Raw genomic sequence first — 19,531 nt, 5'->3', positions numbered from 1 at the left:
CCACCCGAAAGGTGTCCATGGCAACCACCGACCCGCAGGCCACAGACCAGCGCCCAGTGCTCGTCGTCGATTTCGGCGCGCAGTACGCGCAGCTCATCGCGCGGCGCGTCCGCGAGGCGAGCGTCTACTCGGAGATCGTGCCGCACACGATCTCGGCAGAGGAGGTCGCCGAGAAGAACCCCGTCGGCATCATCCTCTCCGGCGGCCCCTCCAGCGTGTACGCGGAGCAGGCGCCGTCCCTCGACTCCGGCATCCTCGAGCTCGGCGTTCCGACGCTGGGCATCTGCTACGGATTCCAGGTCATGGCGACGCAGCTCGGCGGCGAGGTCGCGAAGACTGGCCGACGCGAGTACGGCTCGACGGCGGTCAAGCTCGAGGCCGGAGCTTCAACGCTTCTCGACGGCCAGCCGGGCGACCAGACCGTCTGGATGAGCCACGGTGACTCGGTGGCGCGCGCCCCCGAGGGCTTCACGGTCCTCGCGACGACCGAGGACACGCCTGTCGCGGCCTTCCAGAACACCGAGCGCGGCCTCTACGGCGTGCAGTGGCACCCCGAGGTGCTGCACTCGGAGCACGGCCAGGCGCTCATCGAGGGGTTCCTGCACCGTGCAGCTGGCATCCCGAGCGACTGGACGCCCGCCTCGGTCATCGACGAGCAGGTCGCGCGCATCCGCGAGCAGGTCGGCGACGCCAAGGTCATCTGCGGCCTGTCCGGCGGCGTCGACTCTGCAGTCGCAGCCGCCCTCGTCTACAAGGCCGTCGGCAGCCAGCTCACGTGCGTCTTCGTCGACCACGGCCTCCTGCGTCAGGACGAGCGGCGCCAGGTCGAAGAGGACTTCGTCGATGCGATCGGCGTGCGCCTCGTGACCGTGGATGCGCGAGAGCAGTTCCTCACGGCGCTCGCGGGCATCACCGATCCTGAGGCGAAGCGCAAGGCCATCGGGCGTGAGTTCATCCGCAGCTTCGAGCAGGCGGAGGTCGACCTCATCAAGGAGGCCCAGGAATCGGGGGAGCGCATCCGCTTCCTCGTCCAGGGAACCCTGTACCCCGACGTGGTCGAGTCGGGCGGCGGCACCGGAACCGCGAACATCAAGAGCCACCACAACGTCGGCGGCCTCCCCGAGGACATGCAGTTCGAGCTCGTCGAGCCCCTGCGCACGCTGTTCAAGGACGAGGTGCGCGCGGTCGGCCGTGAGCTGGGCGTTCCCGAGCCCATCGTCGCGCGTCAGCCGTTCCCTGGCCCAGGCCTCGGCATCAGGATCATCGGCGAGGTCACCCAGGAGCGGCTCGACCTGCTCCGTGAAGCCGACGCGATCGTGCGTCAGGAGCTGACGGCCGCGGGCCTCGACACCGAGATCTGGCAGTGCCCGGTCGTCCTGCTTGCAGATGTGCGTTCGGTGGGCGTCCAGGGTGACGGTCGCACCTACGGCCACCCGATCGTGCTGCGTCCCGTGTCGAGCGAGGACGCCATGACGGCCGACTGGACCCGCCTGCCGTACGACCTGCTGGCCCGCATCTCGAACCGCATCACGAATGAGGTCGACGACGTGAACCGTGTTGTGCTCGACGTGACGTCGAAGCCGCCGGGAACCATCGAGTGGGAGTAGCTCTCGACGAGGGCTGAGGCGAGCGGGGATGCACCATGTGCATCCCCGTTCGTTCATTTTGTGCCATCTGGTGGGAAATCTGCGCACTTTTGTGGCGGCCCCCGCCGAGGCCGTGATGGTGGCCGTTCAAGGGCGATCCGCGGGGTGAAAAACCTCCGGGCAATTGTGCCCGGACATAAATGCCTGGTAATAGAGGTCAAAAACGGAGTAGACGAAAGGTTTTCGGTTTTTCCGACTCACGATTCCGGATTTACGAATCGGGGTTTTTCGACCCCGTGCTGGTGAAAAGGCGGACGGCGCGGCAGAAGATGTTGCTGGCCAAGGTCGTTGGGTAGTGGCATGGTTGGGGTAAATCACGACTGGCAATTCCCCTTCAGTTCAGAGAGTTCGCGACATGGCGCCACGATTCCCCACCGATCCGCACCCCCAGGTACCGGCAGAGACGGGTGTGCTCCCGTCACTGCCACGAGAGGAGCTGCCGTCCGGGCACCTCGTGGACCACGCACTCCTCCAGGACGCCGCCAATCAGCTCGCCGAGGTGAACCCCGATCACGGAGTCTCCGTCGAGTACCAGGGCCAGTGGGTCTCCGTCATGCCAGGGGAGCACATCGAGATCGGCCGCGACGCGGACATCCGCCTCGACGCCAACCCGTTCCTGCACCGCAAGCTCCTCCGCATCGCCGCGAAGGATGGACTCTGGTTCGTGGCCAACATCGGCACGAGGATGACGCTCAGCGTCGTCGACGGCTCCGGGCGAGTGCAGGCCAGGCTCCTCCCGGGCGCTCGGATCCCGGTCGTCTTCGAGCGCACGAGCATCCACTTCTCGGCAGGGGAGCGCCACTACGAGGTCAAGATCCATGCGGTCTCACCCGTCTACATGGACCTTCCTGCAGGTTCCGGCGCTCCGTTCGAGGCTCCAGGACGCGAAGCCACCCACATCTCGCTGACGCCCGCGCAGCGGCTCCTGCTCCTCGCCCTCTGCGAATCGGTGCTGCTTCGAGGCGAGAACGGTCTTGGCGACATCCCCACGAGCGCCCGAGCAGCGGAGCGGCTCGGCTGGACCGTCACCGCCTTCAACCGCAAGCTCGACAACGTCTGCGAGAAGCTTGATCGGGTCGGCGTCGAGGGGCTCCGTGGAGGCGCGCGCTCGTACGCGACCAACCGCCGCGCTCGCCTCGTCGACTACGCCGTGCGCAATCGTCTCGTCTCGGAGGAGGAGCTGTACCTCCTCGACATCGACCCGGAAGCTGGCATCGACGACCGGACACTGCCCGCGCGACGGTAGCCGCAAGCCCGCCCGAACGACAGAATGGCCGCTCCCGGAGGAGCGGCCATTCTGTGTGTCGAGGACGTGCTGCGCTAGTTGTTGCCGCGCAGGATCGCGAGGACGCGGATGATCTCGACGTAGATGAACACGACCGTGGAGACGAGGCTGTAGGCCCCGATCCAGCCGTACTTGCGGGGAGCTCCGCCTTCGACGCCGTTCTTGATGAGCTCGAAGTCCATGACCAGCATGTACGCACCCATGAGGACGGCGAAGATGCCGAGGATGACGCCGAGCGGGATGCCGAAGACCTCCATGGAGCGCATGCCCCACGGGCCGGCGGCGCTCTGGAAGCCGAACATCATCATGCCGAAGTTGATGAGCGAGAAGAGCGCGTAGCCGAGCATCGCGACGAGCACGATCTTCGTCATACGAGGCGAGGTGCGGACCTTGCCGAAGCGGAACAGCACGAGCGTCACGGCGACCACGGAGAACGTCGCGAGGACGGCCTGCATGGCGATGCCCGGGTACAGCTGCTCGAGGATCGAGGAGAGGCCACCGACCAGGAGACCCTCAGCCGCCGCGAAGGCGAAGATGAGGCCGGTCTTCGGCTCGCGCTGGAACGCCAGCACCAGCGAGAGCACCAGGGCGCCGATAGCGCCGATGATCATCAGCAGTGGGACGAACCACGCGACCGCTGCCGCGACGAGCACGATGCCGAAGAGGCCCGCGGTCTTGGCGATGGTGTCCTCGTAGGACATCCGGTCCATCTGGTCGGGGCTCGCAGGGGGTGCCTGGAACTGTGCGTTCAGCTGCTCGGCCGTGAGGGGCGCGGGAGGCTGCTGACCGTGTGTCGGCGCGGACTGCGCCCTCCCGTATTGGGGAGCGGAGGGAGCCTGGCCGAACTGTTGGCCGTGCTGCCTGCGTGCCTCCCCGTTGAAGTAAGGGTTGCGTTCTAGCGCGGAATTCGCCATGGCTGTCCGTGAGTCCGTTCTGTCTCGAAGGTCAAGATGCCCGCCGTGGACGGGGTTCCCGGGATTCTAGCGAAAGAGTTCGTGAATCCAGCCTGGAGCTGTGCGCCGTCAGCGGACACTCGGCGAGCGAGGTGCACTCCCGCGCACATCCCGGCCGGTGCCGAAGAGGATGCGCGGAAGCAGCAGGAACGCGCCGAGCACGATCGATGCGACCACGACGAACGCCGTCTCGGCCGTGTCTCCGACGAGGAGGCGAAGCAGCATGCCTCCACTGACTGTGACGACCCAGATGAACACTCCGGACGGGAGCGGACGCCATGGCTTCCATCTGAACAGCGTCACGAGTACCCAGCCGACGAGGAGCCCGAGCACAAACGGCCAGCCCGTGGTCACGATGCCGGCCAGGGACAGCCCCTCGGAGTGGCTCATCCGCCCGATGACCGCGAAGACCACGACGAGCAGGAGATCCACGATGAGTGGGAGCGCGTAGCCGCCGCCAGCGCGATAGATCGAACGAGTACGCCGCATGACACCAACGGTACGCCGGGGTACGACATACTGCGCGCGTGAACGCGCCCATTCACCAGACCACGCCCCTCCTCATCGGCCACAGAGGGGCTCCCGCCCATCTCCCTGAGCACACCATCGACGGCTATCTCCTGGCGCTGCGGCAGGGGGCCGACGCGCTCGAACCGGACGTCGTCCCGACCCGCGACGGGGTGCTCCTCGTGCGACACGAGCCCCTCCTCGGCGAGAGCACCGACGTCGGGGCGAGAACCGCCGAGTTCGGACCCGCTCGGCGAGCGTGGACGCCGGACGGCATGGTCACGGACTGGTTCGCCCACGACTACACGTGGGAGCAGCTGCGCACGCTGAACGCGGTGGAGCGAATTCCGAGCATCCGCCCTGCGAACACCGAGTTCGACGGGCAGCTGCCGATGCTCCGGCTCCGCGAGCTCGTCGAACTCCTCGCCGATCGGCGGACGAATGCGGGCCATCGGCCTCGCCTCGTGGTCGAGCTGAAGCACGCGAGCTGGTTCCGTGCACTCGGCTTCGACCTGGTCGAGCTCCTCGACAGGGAGCTTGCCGGTCTCTGGGGCTCGCCCGTGCTCGACGCCCTCGTGCTCGAGAGCTTCGAAGGGGAGGTGCTGCGCGAGGTGCGGCGACGCGGCGTGGCCGAGGGCGCATCCCTCATCTACCTCATCGACAGCGAGGGCGTTCCGGACGACCGGCGGGTCCGGGACGGTGCTGCTGCGCGCGACTACACGAGCGATCTCACCGATCGGGGGCTGGATGCGGTCGCGGAGTGGGCGGACGGCATCAGTCCCAGCCACCTGCTGCTCGGGATCGCGGACGAGGCACGCGCGGTGCATCCGGAAGTGGGTCGGAGCCTGGTCGGCCGCGCCCACGCGAGGGACCTGCGGGTGTTCACGTGGACGCTGCGGCCAGAAGACCACTTCCTGCCTCCCGCGCTCGCGGGTAGACCGGAGGTCTACTGGCGCGGCATCCTGCGGACTGGCGTCGACGGGGTCTTCGCGGATGCGCCCGGTCGTGTCCGGGCGCTGATCGACGAGCTCCACCCGACCCGGTGAGGCCCAGGCGACAGAAGTGCCAGGCGATAGAAGCGCGAGAGATGCAGGCTCCCGGTGCGGGGAGCCTGCATCTCTCACACCTCTCTGGCGCTCGGGTCGGAAGTCAGGCCTTCGCGGAGACCCTGTCGAGCGTCTTCAGCTCGTCGTCGCTGAGCTTCAGCGTGAAGGCGTCCGTGATGAGCGGCAGCTGCGCGGCCGTGCGCGCGCTTGCGATCGGCGCCACCACGCCGGGTTGAGCGGCGAGCCAGGCGAGCGCCACGGTGCCCGGCTGGGCGTCGTGGGTCTTCGCGATGGCGGCGACCGCATCCGCGATCGCGTAGCCGTGGTCGTTCCGGTACTGCTCGACGGAGCCTGCGCGCGCCGACTCGACCTTGACGTGCCTGCGGTACTTGCCGGTCAGGAAGCCGTGCGCCAGCGCGAAGTACGGGACGACGCCGATGCCGGCCTCGCGGGCGAGCGGCAGCAGCTCGCCTTCGATGTCGCGCTCGAGGAGGTTGTACTCGGGCTGCAGCGCCGTCGGCTGGTGCAGACGACCGTTCTCGACGGCCGCAAGCCACTCGCGCAGCCGAGGCGCCGAGTAGTTCGAGACGCCGATCGCCGTGATCTTGCCGGCGTCGACAAGCTCGGAGAACACGGCGGCGGTCTCGGCGATGGGCGTGTCCGGGTCGTCGCGGTGCGCGTAATAGAGGTCGATCCGCTCGACGCCGAGACGCTCGAGGCTGTCGTCGACGGCAGCCCGAACGTTGTCGGCGCTGAGGCCCGGCCGCTTCGCGAACTGCGCGACCTTGGTCGCGATGACAAGGTCTTCCGGGCGACCGCGGGAGCGGAGCCACTCACCGATGATGGTCTCGGATTCCGCACCCGAGTTGCCCGGAATCCAGGCCGAGTAGACGTCGGCGGTATCGATGAAGTTGCCGCCGGCCTCGACGTAGGCGTCCAGGATCGCAAACGACTCGTCGCGGTCGGCCGTCCAGCCGAAGACGTTGCCGCCGAGGGCGACGGGGGAGACGGAGAGCGTCCCGCCGAGCGCGCGACGGGCGGGGGAGAGCTGCGTGGTCAAGGTGATTCCCTTCCGCGGCCTCCGCGATGTCGGTGGCCGCACCTACAATCAACGAGTCATGACGCTACTGCCACCTGTCTTCGATCCCTCTGAAAACGACCTCCTCGACGGACTCAATCCGCAACAGAAGGAAGCCGTCACCTATCGCGGCCCCGCGCTGCTCATCGTGGCGGGCGCGGGCTCCGGCAAGACGCGGGTGCTCACCCACCGCATCGCCGGTCTCATCGCCTCCCGCGAGGCCTGGCCGAGCCAGATCCTCGCGATCACCTTCACCAACAAGGCCGCCGCCGAGATGCGCGAGCGCATCCAGCACATCGTGGGCGGTGCAGCGGATGGCATGTGGATCTCCACGTTCCACTCCGCCTGCGTGCGCATCCTGCGCCGAGAGGCCGACAAGTTCGGCTTCACGACGAGCTTCACGATCTACGACTCGGCCGACTCGAAGGCCCTCATCAAGCGCATCGTGAAGGCCCTCGAGGCCGACGTGCTCGGCTTCACCGTCTCGAGCGTGCAGTCGCGCATCTCGAAGCTGAAGAACGAGCTCACCGACGTCGACGGCTTCGCCCGTCAGGCCAATATGAGCGACCCGCGCGACGCGATGTTCCTCGACATCTACCGGCAGTACACCCAGTCGCTGCGTCGCGCCAACGCCTTCGACTTCGACGACCTCATCTCGCAGACGGTGTGGATGCTGCGCGCCTTCCCCGACGTCGCGGCCCAGTACCAGCGCCGGTTCCGCCACGTGCTGGTCGACGAGTACCAAGACACGAACCACGCCCAGTACTCGCTCATCCGGGAGCTCACGCGCTCGGTGGAGCCGCAGCACGTGCCGCACGACACCCGCATGGAACTCGACGCGAACGGCGGCATCCCTGGGGCCTCGCTCACGGTCGTCGGCGACTCCGACCAGTCGATCTACGCCTTCCGCGGCGCGGACATCCGCAACATCAGCGAGTTCGAGCGCGACTTCTCCGACGCGAAGGTGGTGCTGCTCGAGCAGAACTACCGCTCGACGCAGAATATCCTCTCGGCCGCCAACGCGGTCATCCGCAACAACTTCGACCGCGTCGACAAGAAGCTCTGGTCCGACGGAGGCGAGGGTGCGAAGATCGTCGGCTTCACTGGCTTCTCCGCCCACGACGAGGCCCAGTTCGTCGCGGATGAGATCCACAAGCTCCGCGACGCCGGCCAGAGCTACAACGACATGGCCGTCTTCTACCGCACCAACGCGCAGACGCGCGCGCTCGAGGAGATCTTCATCCGCTCCGCCGTGCCCTACCGCCTCGTCGGCGGCACGAAGTTCTACGAGCGCGCCGAGATCAAGGACCTCATCGCGTACCTGACGGCCCTCGTCAACCCGGCCGACGAGATGTCAACGAGGCGCATCCTGAACTCCCCGAAGCGGTCGATCGGGCCGGCGACGGAGACCGCGATCTGGGACTTCGCGAACCGGTACGACATCACGTTCCGCGACGCCATGCGCCGCGCGGGCGAGCTCGGACTGGGGCCGAAGGTCACGGGCGCGATCGCGCAGCTCGCCAAGCTGCTCGACGACGCGACCGCCGGCCTCGACATCGACGCGCCGACCGGACGCAAGACGGTGAGCCAGACGCTGAAGACCATCGTCAAGGGCACCGGCTACCTCGAGAAGCTCCTGCAGACGGGGAACCCCCAAGACGAAGCCAGGGCCGAGAACGTCGAGGAGCTCATCTCGGTGGCCGCCGAGTTCGACAAGAACAACGCGGGTGGCTCCGTCATCGACTTCCTCACCGACGTCGCGCTCGTCGCGGCTGCCGATGACCTCATCGACGAATCCGGGGCCGTCGTGCTCATGACGCTCCATACCGCGAAGGGGCTCGAGTACGACTCGGTCTTCATCACGGGAGTCGAGGAGGAGCTGCTGCCCCACCGCATCGCCGCAGACGAGCCAGGCGGTCCCGCCGAGGAGCGACGCCTCTTCTACGTCGGCATCACTCGTGCGCGCAAGCGACTGCACCTGTCCCTCGCCATGATGCGCTCGCAGTTCGGCGAGACGGCAGCCGCGCTGCCGAGCCGCTACCTGCAGGAGATTCCGTCCGAGCTCATCGAATGGAGGGTCTCGCCGGGCTCCGCCGCTGGCAGGGGCGGATACGAGCAGCGATCGGTGACCTCCGCCCGCAAGCCGCTCGGCAGCGAGGGCTACGGGACAGCGGGCGGCTACGGGCGCAGCGCCGCCGACGCCGGCAGCGCGGGCTTCTCCAGCGCCGTGCGGTTCCGCGACTCCGACGCGGGCCGCGAGACCGCGCCCAAGGCCAAGCCGAAGCAGAAGTGGATCAACGAGGTCACGGGACAGATGCGCGACAACAGCGGCATGGAGCTCGTCGCCGGTGACCGCATCACGCACGTCGATTTCGGTGAGGGCACCGTGCGCGCGATCCTCGGCAGCGAGGCGAAGCGAATCGCTGAGGTCGACTTCGACAGCGCCGGCCGCAAGAAGCTGCTCGTGAAACTCGCTCCGATCGAGAAGCTGGGCAACTGAGGCCCCCGCTGGCACTAGGCTGGACGACGGACGTGTTTTGCCGGGCGGCGGGCACACACTGCCTGCCGGCGATGCGGTCCGCTCTGCAAATTCTGAAGGCTCGAGCGCGAGAATCCGAAGGCTCGGGCGAACGAACGCGACGACGCGTCGCGGATGGGATGAAACGTGGATCTCTTTGAGTACCAGGCGCGAGATGTATTCGACGCCCACGGTGTTCCAGTTCTCCAGGGACTCGTGGCCTACACGCCCGAGGAGGCGAAGGCCGCAGCCGAGAAGATCGGCGGCGTCACCGTCGTCAAGGCACAGGTCAAGGTCGGAGGCCGCGGCAAGGCTGGCGGCGTCAAGCTCGCCAAGACCCCAGACGAGGCGTTCACCGCAGCCGAGGCCATCCTGGGCCTCGACATCAAGGGCCACATCGTCGAGAAGGTCATGATCGCGCAGGGCGCGGACATCGACCAGGAGTTCTACTTCTCCGTGCTCCTCGACCGCGCCAACCGCTCGTACCTCGCCATGGCGAGCGTCGAGGGTGGCATGGAGATCGAGCAGCTCGCCGTCGAGAAGCCAGAAGCGCTCGCACGCGTGGCCGTCGACCCGATCCGTGGCATCGACGCAGCCAAGGCCGAGGAGATCGCGCGCGCCGCGAACTTCCCGGAAGAGCTCGTCGCCAAGGTCGCCGACGTCTTCGTCAAGCTCTACGAGGTGTACAACCAGGAAGACGCGACGCTCGTCGAGGTCAACCCGCTTGTCCTCACCAAGGGCGGCGACATCGTCGCTCTCGACGGCAAGGTCACGATCGACGAGAACGCCGAGTTCCGTCACGCCGACCACGTCGCACTCGCTGAGGCAGCAGGCGGACTCGACCCGCTCGAGGTCAAGGCGAAGGCCCACGACCTCAACTACGTGAAGCTCGACGGCTCCGTCGGCATCATCGGAAACGGCGCTGGCCTCGTCATGTCGACGCTCGACGTCGTCGCTGGCGCAGGCGAGAAGCACGGCGGACAGAAGCCCGCCAACTTCCTCGACATCGGAGGCGGAGCATCCGCTGAGGTCATGGCCGCCGGTCTCGACGTCATCCTCGGCGACGAGCAGGTCAAGTCGGTCTTCGTGAACGTCTTCGGCGGCATCACCTCCTGCGACGCCGTCGCCAACGGCATCGTCGGCGCGCTCAACACGCTCGGCGACTCGGCTACGAAGCAGATCGTCGTCCGGATCGACGGCAACAACGTCGAAGAGGGTCGTCGCATCCTCGCCGAGGCGAACCACCCCCTCGTGACCGTCGTCGCCACCATGGACGAGGCAGCCGACAAGGCCGCCGAACTCGCCGCCCGCGCCTGAGTCGCCCGAAGAAAAGCAGAGAAGGAACAACAATGTCGATCTTCCTCGACGAGAACTCCAAGATCATCGTTCAGGGCATCACCGGCTCTGAGGGCTCGAAGCACGCGACGCGCATGCTCGAGGCCGGCTCCAACATCGTCGGAGGCACCAACCCCCGCAAGGCCGGGCAGACGCTCGAGCTCGCGGGCAAGGAACTCCCGATCTTCGGCACCGTGAAGGAGGCCATCGAGGCCACCGGCGCGAACGTCACCGTCATCTTCGTGCCGCCGGCCTTCGCCAAGGACGCCATCATCGAAGCTATCGACGCCGAGATCCCGCTTGCCGTCGCGATCACCGAGGGCATCCCGGTCAAGGACTCCTCCGAAGCCTGGTCGCACGCGCAGAGCGTCGGCAAGACGCGCCTCATCGGCCCGAACTGCCCAGGCATCATCTCCCCGGAGAAGTCGCTCGCCGGCATCACGCCCGCGAACATCACGGGCGCCGGCCCCATCGGCCTCGTCTCCAAGTCGGGCACGCTCACGTACCAGATGATGTACGAGCTCCGCGACCTCGGCATCTCGACCGCGATCGGCATCGGCGGCGACCCCGTCATCGGCACGACGCACATCGACGCCCTCGAGGCGTTCGAGGCCGACCCCGACACGAAGGCGATCGTCATGATCGGCGAGATCGGCGGAGACGCCGAAGAGCGTGCCGCCGAGTACATCAAGGCGCACGTGACGAAGCCCGTCGTGGGCTACGTCGCCGGCTTCACCGCCCCTGAAGGCAAGACCATGGGACACGCGGGCGCGATCGTCACCGGGTCCGCTGGCACCGCGCAGGCCAAGAAGGAGGCCCTCGAGGCTGCAGGCGTGCGCGTCGGCACGACGCCCACCGAGACCGCCAACCTCCTCCGCGAGGTCTACGCAGCGCTCTAGCGAGCAGCCGCAGAGCACGGCTCTGCACACGACGAAGTGGGCTGCAGCCCCGTGGAGACACGGGCTGCAGCCCATTCGTCTCACCGCCGCGATGATCCCCCTCTCGCGGCGAGCACTTGAACCTGGCACCGCCGAGCGGTCGCCGTACCGAGATCTGAGACAGGATGCCCGTGACTCGACCCGAGTCGGCCCCAGCACGACCGAACGGTCACCCCGGCGCGCAGTCGGGCTCGAAGCCCGGAGGGCGTCCCGCGGCCCACTCCGGTGGTCACCCGGGCGGTCGCCCTGGCGGCCATCCGGCTGCCGCCGTGCCGCTCGACGCGCGCGTCGTCGGTGCGACCCCGAGGGGGAGGATCGCGGCGCCCCTGGCACTCGGCTGGCTGCAGGCTCTGGCTCTGGCGGGAGTCCTGCTGCTCGTCGGAGGAGCACTCGACGGCATCCTCGCGGGGGAGGCGCCGGACGCGAGCAGCGTCATCCTCATGGGCGCGCTGGTCGTGGCGGCCGCCGCTGCCGCCTCGGTCTCCACGGTCCTGGTCCAGCGCAGCAAGAACTCGACCGAACGCGCGCTGCGCCGGCTTCTCGTCGGCCAGCTCTTCGCCGTCGGGCCGCTGGCCCTTGGCCGGGAACGCACGGGCTCCCTCGTCAGCACGGCCACCGCCTCGATCGACCGGGCATCCGCCTATCGGGCTGGATTCCTCGGGCCGATCATCGCCTCGCTGACGACGCCGCTCCTCGTGCTGGCGGTCATCGCCGTCGCCATCGACCCGCTCACCGCTGGCCTCCTGCTGCTGCTCGTGCCGCTCATCCCGCTCATCATCATCGGGGTCCAGCGCGCGTTCCGGTCCTCGACGGGCGCATACAGGCGAAGCGCGGGTCAGCTCTCGGCGGCTTTCCTCAGCGCCATCCAAGGCCTCACGACCCTGACCCTGAACCGTGCCGCCTCGCGGACGGGTGAGGAGCTGCGCGAGCGAGGCGAGCAGAACAGGCGCCGGGTCATGCGGCTGCTCGCCGGCAACCAGGTCCTCATCCTCGCGGTCGACGCCGTCTTCTCGCTCGCCATGATCACGGGCGCGGCTGGCCTTGCCGTCTGGCGACTCGAGGACGGAGCCATCACGCCGGGTCAGGCCGCAGCCCTGGTGCTGCTCTCGACCCTGCTGACGGGGCCCGTCGACATCGTCGGCCAGTTCTTCTACATCGGCATGACGGGACGCAACGCGGAGCGGGAGCTGAGCGCCGCGATCGCCGCCCGGCCCGTGCCCGACAGTGCGACACCGGCTCCCGCAAGACAAGGTCGGGAGGCTGCGCTCGAGCTGCGCGGCGTCACCGCCGGCTACGAGCGAGGGCAAGCGGTGCTTTCGGACTACTCGCTGCGCATCGAGCCTGGGGAGCGGGTCGTCATCACCGGTCCGAGCGGTTCGGGCAAGTCGACGCTCCTGACCCTGGCCCAAGGGCTGCTCGCACCTCGCGAGGGGACCGTGCTGGTCGGGGGCGAGCCGGCCGGCAGCTCGCCGGCGCGTGCCGCGCTCGCCGTCGTCGAGCAGACCACGTTCCTCTTCACCGGCACGATCGCAGACAACCTCAGGGTGGCGAAGCCCAACGCCAGCGACGACGAGCTGTGGGCAGCCCTCGCCTCGGCGGAACTCAGCGAAGACCTCGAGCGCTCCCCGGACGGCCTCGCGACGCAGGTCGGCGAGAGCGGCCTCTCGATCTCGGGCGGGCAGGCGCAGCGCGTCGCCATCGCGCGGGCGTTCCTGCGCGACGCGAGCGTGCTGATCCTCGATGAGCCGACCGCCCAGGTCGATCTGCGCTCCGAGCGCCTCATCACGCGTGCGCTCGCGAAGCTGGCGGAGGGGCGAACGGTGGTCATGGTCTCGCACCGGCCGACCAGCATCCTGGCCGCCGACAGGGTTGTCACCCTCGAGGCGACAGCGCCGAGTCGCTCGGCGGACGCCGACGGTTCCCGCTCGGAGCCGCCGCAGCACCCTGGCCACCCACACGGAAGGGGAGCGCGACGATGACCGCCGCATCCACCGCGCTCGACACGCGCCGGCCCACCAGGCCGCAGCTCGTCGCTTGGCTGCTCCGCCAGACGGCGCCGCTGCTCTGGCCGCTGGCCCTCGCCACCGTGCTGCGGATCGTCGGCCAGCTCGCTGGCATCGCCATCCTGGTCGTCGCGATGCTCGGCGTCTCGGGGACGCTGCCGCTCGCTGGCACGATCTGGACGATGGTCGCGCTCGCGCTCGGCAAGGCAGTTCTTCGCTACCTCGAGCAGTTCAGCGGCCACTTCGTGGCCTTTGCTGCCCTCGCGCGTCTCAGGAACCTGTTCTACGCCAGGCTCGCGCCGCAGGCTCCCGCCGCGACCGAGGGCGCGGGCAGCGGCGAGCTGAGCGAACGCGGCACGCGTGACATCGACCGAGTCGAGGTGTTCTTCGCGCACACGGCACCGCCGGCGATCTCGGCCGTGGCGGTCCCCGTTGCCTCGCTGATCTGGCTCGGCACCACCCAGGGCGCAGCGCTGGCCCTCGCCATCGCTCCGTTCGTCGCCGTGGTCGTGCTGGCCATCCCCCTGATCGGGGGCCGAGCAGGCTGGCGCGCCTCGCAGGAGACCGTCGCGGCGAAGGGCGTCGTCGCCCAGCACGTCAGCGACTCCGTCCAGGGCGTGCGGGAAGTGCTCGCCTTCGAGCACGCCGAGGCTCGCCTCGCGGACATGGATGCGCGCGGCGAGTCGGGGGCTCGCGCGTCCACGTTCGCCTCCCGCGTCGCCGCGCTCCGCGGTGGACTCGTCGTGCTGCTCCAGTGGGGCTCCGTTGTCGCGGTGCTGCTCGTCGGTGGAGCCGGCATCGTGACCGGGGGCCTCGGCTACGGGCAGCTGCTCGTCGCGCTCGCGGTCGCGGTCGGGCTCTTCGTGCCGACCCGTGCCGTCGAGAGCTTCGTGACCGACCTCAACGCGTCGTTCGCGAGCGCTGCTCGCCTCTACGAGGTCATCGAGCGGGCGCCCCTCGTGACGGATGCGCTCGCCGACGATGCGCCCACAGCCCAGCAGACTCGAACCGACCTCGATGAAGTCCAGCCGCTTCCGGTTGCGCTCGCCTTCGAGGGCGTGACGTTCACGTATCCCGGCACGCGCGGCTCGACCTCGGCTGCACCGCGGACGGTGCTCGATCGGGTGTCCTTCGAGCTGCGCGCGGGCGAGCACCTCACTGTGGTGGGGCCGTCCGGCAGCGGCAAGTCGACGATCGCGTCGCTCGCCCTCCGCTTCTGGGACCCGGACCTCGGGTCGGTGTCGCTGGCCGGCAGCCGTCCCGGCGCTCCGCAACCCCTGCAGCGCATCCCGCTCGACGAGCTGCGCACCCGGATCGCACTCGTGCCGCAGCGTCCGTACCTGAGTGACGGCACGGTGGGGCAGAACGTGGCGCTCGCCCGACCGGATGCGAGTGACGAGGAGATCTTCCTGGCGCTGCGCGTCGCCGCCCTCGACGAGTGGGTGCGCGAGCAGCCGAAGGGGCTTGGCACTCCGGTGCGGGAGCGCGGCGGTGGCCTGTCTGGCGGGCAGCGTCAGCGAGTCGCGATCGCGCGCGCCGTGCTGGCGAACCCGGAGGTGCTTGTGCTCGACGAGGCGACGAGCGCGCTCGACGGTGCTACTGAGCGCACCGTCCGCGCACGCCTCGCGGAGTGGGTCGGGCAGCGCAGCATCCTCGAGATCAGCCACCGGCTCGACGCGCTCGACGACACCGATCGGGTCATCGTGCTCGACGCAGGTCGGGTCGTGGAGGAGGGGGCGCCTGACGGCCTCCGTGTCGCGGGAGGCCCGTTCCAGCAGCTCCTGGAGCGCTGACCTCCACGCCGCCGCCGCAAGGGGCGGGAAGCACCTGCTTGCTGTCAGCGCGAGGGCGCGGGCCGTCGACCTCGGCGGTCAGTCGGAACGGCCCGTGTCCGTTCGGCCCGTGTTCGTGCCACCGTGCTGGCGCAGCTCGAGCTCGACGAACGCGCCGATCATTGCGCGATAGCTCGCTTCGACGACCGCGGGGGAGCTCCCACCCTGTTCCGCCAGGGCCCGCACTTTCGCGATGACCTGCTCGACGCGCGCTGGAGCGCGCACCGCGCCAGCGTCCTGACCGCGTTTGGCGACCGCCGCGCGCTCGACCCAGCGCTGCCGCTCGCCGATGAGCTCCACGATTCGGGCGTCGAGCGCATCGATGGCGCGTCGGATGTCTGTCATCTCGTGCGGGCCTGTTGATCCAGTCATTCCGGCAGGTTAGCGGCTATCGTCGGGGTGCTATGCCTCGCCCGATCACGTACCTGTACTCGGCCGTCGACGCGCTCGTCGCGGCTGCGGTCGGCCTCGGCGTTCCGCTGATCGCCGTCGTCGCGGTGCAGCTGGCGACGACGGGCTTCGGCAGCGACTTCGCCGCTGGCTTCGAGTATGCGGCGGCCATCTGGGCGCTCTCGCTCGGTGGCTTCGTGGGGGCGGTGCTCGACCCGAGCTCGGGACTTCTGCCTGCCGGGAGCGAGGCGGTGACCTTCACACTGCGGGTCATGCCCTTGGGCCTCACGCTCATCACGGTGTGGCTGGCTCACGTGACCGGGGTTCGCGTGCGTGCAGCCTCCGATCTCATCTGGCCCGGCCTCCTTCTCACCGGGGCGGTGTTCGGCGCCGCCGCCGCCGGGGTCTCGCTCGCGGCGAGCGGCCGTGGCCTGGACATCGGGGTCTGGCAGACCGCCATCGTGGGTACGGTCGTCTTCCTGGGCGCCGCGTTCGTCGGGGCGCGCGGATGGCAGGTCGCACCGTTCGGCTCGGTCCTCTCGAACCTCGAGGAGCGCACACGGGCGTCCGTGTCCCAGGGGCTGCGAGCGGCCGGCCTGATGGTCACCGGCATCCTCGGTGCTGGGGCGGTGCTGCTGCTCATCGCGGTCCTTCTGGGGCTCGCAAGCATCCTGGCGCTCTTCCAGTCACTCCCGCTCGATGTGACGAGCGCGATCGTGGTGGGTCTCAGCCAGCTGGTGATCGCCGTGAACGGCATCGTCTGGTCGGCGGCGTGGATGCTCGGCTCGGGGTTCGCGATCGGCACCGGTTCGCAGGTCACCCCCGTCGAGACGCTGGTGGGTCCCATGCCCGTCCTCCCGCTTCTCGGCGCTATCCCGGCCTCTCCGCCGGTGCTCGCCGTCTCGATCATCGCCGTCCCCGTGCTGGTCGGGCTCGCTGCGATGGTGGGGGTGCGGATGCACGCCCCGGCCGGTGCAGCCCGTGGCGTGTGGGCTCGCGTCTCGGTCGCGGTGGCGGCCGCGGCGCTCGCAGCCATCGCGATCGGGGTCCTCGCCCTTGCTGCTGGCGGCTCGGCTGGCCCCGGTCGCCTCGCGGAGATCGGTCCCTTTCCCTTGCTCACCGGCGCGAGCGCGTTCGGCACGCTTGTCCTCGGCGCCCTCGTCGGGGCGCTCGTGCCGCTCTCTGCTGAGCAGCTCGAGAACGACGACGAGATCGACGAAGACGAAGTCGACACCGAGGAAGCCGGCAAGGGCGACCGTGACGGACGAGGGAAGCGCAGCCGCGCATCCACTGGAACGCCCGTTTCGACTCCGACGGGACGTGACCAGCGGAGCAGGCCGCAGCCACGCGACAAGGAGAGCACGCCACCGGCGCGCGCAAGCGCTCCTGCCTCCAAGAGCCGCTCTCGACGTGATGGCACTGACGAGCGCACCTGGGTCGCGGATGCCGTCTCGAAGCGCTTCGAGGATCCGGGTGAGGTCGAGAAGAAGCCCGGAACCGCGCTCGAGGTGCGCTCCGACGATCAGCCGGCGGAGCGGCAGACGTCCGAGATCCGCCGGGCGAAGCGGCTCAAGGTCGAGAACCCGCGCTACGACGACGAGCCGGACATCTACGCCGACATCGACCTCGACGACTGAGCGGGTCCGACCCGGGAGCCCCGACCGTGCGCAGCGATTAGACTGACCCGGTGCTCAAGGTAGTCGTCCTCATCTCCGGCGCGGGTTCGAACCTGCAGGCGCTGCTCGAGACACTCCGGACCTCCGCCGATTCCGCGTCGCCCATCGGCGCCGAGATCGTGGCGATCGGAGCCGACCGGCCTGCAGCAGGCCTCGCGCTCGCGCAGGACTTCGGCATCCCGTCGTTCGTGGTGCGACCGAAGGACTTCGCCGACCGGGCGGCCTGGGGCGCAGAGCTGCTCGCGCAGATCCAGAGCTTCGAGCCGGACCTCACGCTGCTCTCCGGCTTCATGCGGCTCGTGCCGCCCGCCATGGTGGATGCGCTGGCCCCGCGTCTCCTGAACACCCACCCCGCGTACCTGCCCGAGTTCCCAGGCGCCCACGCCGTGCGCGACGCGCTCGAAGCCGGCGTGTCAGAGACGGGCGCCTCCATCATCATCGTCGACAACGGCGTCGACACCGGTCCGATCGTCGATCGCGTCCGCATCCCCGTACTCCCCGGTGACACCGAGGAGCTGCTCCACGGCCGCATCAAGGTCGCGGAGCGCCGTCTGCTGGAAGACACCGTCAGAGGCGTGGCCTCCGGCGAAATCGCACTCGAGGAAAGAGCCAACGCATGAGCACTCCCGCTTCACACGAATCGCTGACCACCCTCGAGCGGATCGAGCCCAAGCGCGCGCTCGTGTCCGTGAGCGACAAGAGCGGCCTGCTCGAGCTTGCTGCGGGACTGAAGGCAGCCGGGGTCGAGATCGTCTCCACCGGCTCGACCGCGAAGACCATCCGCGAGGCGGGCTTCGACGTCACGGATGTGCAGCAGGTGACCGGGTTCCCGGAGTCGCTGGATGGTCGCGTCAAGACGCTGCACCCCGGCGTGCACGCCGGGATCCTCGCCGACCGGCGGATCGCCGACCACCTCCGCCAGCTCGAGGAGCTCGGCATCGAGCCGTTCGAGCTCATCGTCGTGAACCTCTACCCCTTCGTCGAGACGGTCGCCTCCGGGGCGGATGCTCCGGCCATCATCGAGCAGATCGACATCGGCGGCCCCGCACTCGTGCGCGCCTCCGCAAAGAACTTCGCGAACGCCACGATCGTCACGTCTCCGAGCGACTACACCAGGGTTCTCGACGAGATCTCTGGCGGAGGTGTGACGCTGTCGACGCGTCGCGCACTCGCCGCCGCCGCGTTCCAGCACACGTCGAGCTACGACCAGGCCGTCGGCGCGTGGTTCGCTTCGCACATCCTGGAGGTCGAATCCGCAGGAACCGCGGAGCCCGCAGCTGGCTCGGCGTCCGACGCGCTCCCCGGCTCCTTCACGATCAAGGGAAGCCAGCTCGCAGTCCTTCGCTACGGCGAGAACTCGCACCAGGTCGCGGCCGTGTACGGGCGCGCCGACGGCCGGGGCATCGCGCAGGCCGAGCAGCTCCACGGCAAGGAGATGTCGTACAACAACTACGTCGACGCCGACGCGGCCCTCCGCGCGGCGTTCGACCACACCTCGCCGGCGGTCGCCATCATCAAGCACGCCAACCCCTGCGGCATCGCGATCGCGCCTGAAGGTCTCGCGCCGGCCGAGGCCATCGCCGAGGCCCACCGTCGTGCGCACGCCTGCGACCCGGTCAGCGCCTACGGCGGGGTCGTCGCCGCCAACCGCGAGGTCTCGCTCGAGATGGCGCAGACGCTCGCAAAGATCTTCACCGAAGTCGTCATCGCGCCGAGCTTCGCCCCAGAGGCGCTCGAGGTGCTGCGAGCGAAGAAGAACGTCCGCCTCCTCCAGCTTCCCGCGAACCCGACTCAAGAGGAGCGCGAGGTCCGCCAGATCTCCGGCGGGTTCCTCGTCCAGAGCGCAGACCGCTTCGAGCCGAACGTGTCGCTCATCGAGAGCTGGACTCTCGTATCCGGGGCCCCCGCCACCGGGCAGACCGTCGAGGACCTCGAGTTCGCGTGGCGAGCCTGCCGCGCCGTGAAGTCAAACGCGATCCTCCTCGCCGCTGACGGAGCCTCCGTCGGGGTCGGCATGGGGCAGGTCAACCGCGTCGACTCCTGCCACCTCGCCGTCTCGCGGGCGGGGGAGCGGGCCGCAGGGTCCGTCGCCGCGTCCGACGCGTTCTTCCCGTTCGCCGACGGCCTCGAAGTGCTGCTCGAGGCCGGCGTGAGCGCCGTCGTGCAGCCGGGCGGATCCATCCGCGACGAGGAAGTCATCGCGGCCGCCGAGAAGGCGGGCGTGACGATGTACTTCACGGGTGAGCGCCACTTCTTCCACTGATCCGCGCTGATCCGCGCGACCCGCGCGATCTGACCGCGCCCGCAATCGAGACCCACGAGAG

General features: G+C 69.0%; 15 protein-coding genes. 11 read left to right on the top strand and 4 right to left on the bottom strand.

The window, feature by feature from the left end; all coding sequences use genetic code 11:
* Positions 1-17 precede the first annotated feature (17 nt).
* Both guaA and C5E10_RS11880 read left to right on the top strand, forming a co-directional pair.
* A complete protein-coding gene (guaA, locus tag C5E10_RS11885) occupies positions 18-1,607 on the top strand; it encodes a glutamine-hydrolyzing GMP synthase (protein ID WP_104331823.1) in 1,590 nt (529 codons plus the stop codon).
* A 394-nt stretch (positions 1,608-2,001) separates the two neighbouring features.
* Positions 2,002-2,892 carry a hypothetical protein gene (locus C5E10_RS11880; RefSeq protein ID WP_258071105.1) on the top strand — a complete coding sequence of 297 codons (891 nt, stop codon included), beginning with the start codon at positions 2,002-2,004 and terminating at the stop codon, positions 2,890-2,892.
* A gap of 74 nt (positions 2,893-2,966) precedes the next feature.
* On the opposite strand, the gene C5E10_RS11875 is transcribed toward C5E10_RS11880, so the two are convergent.
* Together C5E10_RS11875 and C5E10_RS11870 are read right to left on the bottom strand one after the other, a co-directional pair.
* Positions 2,967-3,845: a Bax inhibitor-1/YccA family protein gene (locus C5E10_RS11875; protein ID WP_104331822.1), complete on the bottom strand. Its 879-nt coding sequence runs from the start codon at positions 3,843-3,845 to the stop codon at positions 2,967-2,969.
* Between the two features lie 108 nt (positions 3,846-3,953).
* On the bottom strand, positions 3,954-4,373 hold the full coding sequence (locus C5E10_RS11870) for a DUF3054 domain-containing protein (protein ID WP_104331821.1): 420 nt from the start codon (positions 4,371-4,373) through the stop codon (positions 3,954-3,956).
* Positions 4,374-4,411: 38 nt separating this feature from the next.
* Here C5E10_RS11870 and C5E10_RS11865 point away from each other — a divergent pair, with 38 nt between their 5' ends.
* The gene (locus C5E10_RS11865) at positions 4,412-5,437 is read left to right on the top strand and encodes a glycerophosphodiester phosphodiesterase family protein (RefSeq protein WP_104331820.1); all 1,026 of its coding nucleotides are present in this window, start codon (positions 4,412-4,414) and stop codon (positions 5,435-5,437) included.
* Positions 5,438-5,540: 103 nt separating this feature from the next.
* Here C5E10_RS11865 and C5E10_RS11860 read toward each other — a convergent pair whose 3' ends face one another.
* A complete protein-coding gene (locus tag C5E10_RS11860; protein WP_104331819.1) occupies positions 5,541-6,497 on the bottom strand; it encodes an aldo/keto reductase in 957 nt (318 codons plus the stop codon).
* 58 nt (positions 6,498-6,555) lie between these two features.
* Between C5E10_RS11860 and C5E10_RS11855 the strand changes: the two genes are divergently transcribed.
* The 5 genes from C5E10_RS11855 to C5E10_RS11835 all read left to right on the top strand — a co-directional run bounded on the left by C5E10_RS11855 (position 6,556) and on the right by C5E10_RS11835 (position 15,102).
* Complete coding sequence (locus tag C5E10_RS11855; RefSeq protein WP_104331818.1) at positions 6,556-9,015, top strand: ATP-dependent helicase; 2,460 nt, start codon at positions 6,556-6,558, stop codon at positions 9,013-9,015.
* Between the two features lie 165 nt (positions 9,016-9,180).
* Positions 9,181-10,350, top strand: coding sequence for an ADP-forming succinate--CoA ligase subunit beta (gene sucC, locus C5E10_RS11850; RefSeq protein WP_104242588.1), 1,170 nt, complete (start codon positions 9,181-9,183; stop codon positions 10,348-10,350).
* A 32-nt stretch (positions 10,351-10,382) separates the two neighbouring features.
* A complete protein-coding gene (gene sucD, locus C5E10_RS11845; protein ID WP_068479974.1) occupies positions 10,383-11,267 on the top strand; it encodes a succinate--CoA ligase subunit alpha in 885 nt (294 codons plus the stop codon).
* Positions 11,268-11,437: 170 nt separating this feature from the next.
* Positions 11,438-13,285, top strand: a complete 1,848-nt coding sequence (locus C5E10_RS11840; RefSeq protein WP_181062747.1) for an ABC transporter ATP-binding protein/permease — start codon at positions 11,438-11,440, stop codon at positions 13,283-13,285.
* Entirely contained in the window at positions 13,282-15,102 is a 1,821-nt protein-coding gene (locus C5E10_RS11835; RefSeq protein WP_104331816.1) for an ABC transporter ATP-binding protein, read from the top strand. The genes C5E10_RS11840 and C5E10_RS11835 overlap by 4 nt, the downstream gene beginning before the upstream one ends.
* Positions 15,103-15,180: 78 nt before the next feature.
* On the opposite strand, the gene C5E10_RS11830 is transcribed toward C5E10_RS11835, so the two are convergent.
* On the bottom strand, positions 15,181-15,513 hold the full coding sequence (locus C5E10_RS11830) for a chorismate mutase (RefSeq protein WP_104331815.1): 333 nt from the start codon (positions 15,511-15,513) through the stop codon (positions 15,181-15,183).
* Positions 15,514-15,545: 32 nt separating this feature from the next.
* Here C5E10_RS11830 and C5E10_RS11825 point away from each other — a divergent pair, with 32 nt between their 5' ends.
* Genes C5E10_RS11825 through purH form a run of 3 tightly spaced genes read left to right on the top strand, consistent with a single transcriptional unit; the run spans position 15,546 to position 19,470 of the window.
* Positions 15,546-17,168 carry a DUF6350 family protein gene (locus C5E10_RS11825; protein WP_104331814.1) on the top strand — a complete coding sequence of 541 codons (1,623 nt, stop codon included), beginning with the start codon at positions 15,546-15,548 and terminating at the stop codon, positions 17,166-17,168.
* Between the two features lie 50 nt (positions 17,169-17,218).
* Positions 17,219-17,827: a phosphoribosylglycinamide formyltransferase gene (purN, locus tag C5E10_RS11820; RefSeq protein ID WP_104331813.1), complete on the top strand. Its 609-nt coding sequence runs from the start codon at positions 17,219-17,221 to the stop codon at positions 17,825-17,827.
* Positions 17,824-19,470, top strand: a complete 1,647-nt coding sequence (purH, locus tag C5E10_RS11815; protein WP_104331812.1) for a bifunctional phosphoribosylaminoimidazolecarboxamide formyltransferase/IMP cyclohydrolase — start codon at positions 17,824-17,826, stop codon at positions 19,468-19,470. The genes purN and purH overlap by 4 nt, the downstream gene beginning before the upstream one ends.
* Positions 19,471-19,531: the final 61 nt, after the last annotated feature.

It is taken from the genome of Pseudoclavibacter sp. RFBG4, assembly GCF_002931515.1.
Classification (GTDB): domain Bacteria; phylum Actinomycetota; class Actinomycetes; order Actinomycetales; family Microbacteriaceae; genus Pseudoclavibacter.
The sequence above is the reverse complement of the archived record's forward strand: the minus strand, read 5'-3'. Positions and strand labels throughout refer to the sequence as shown.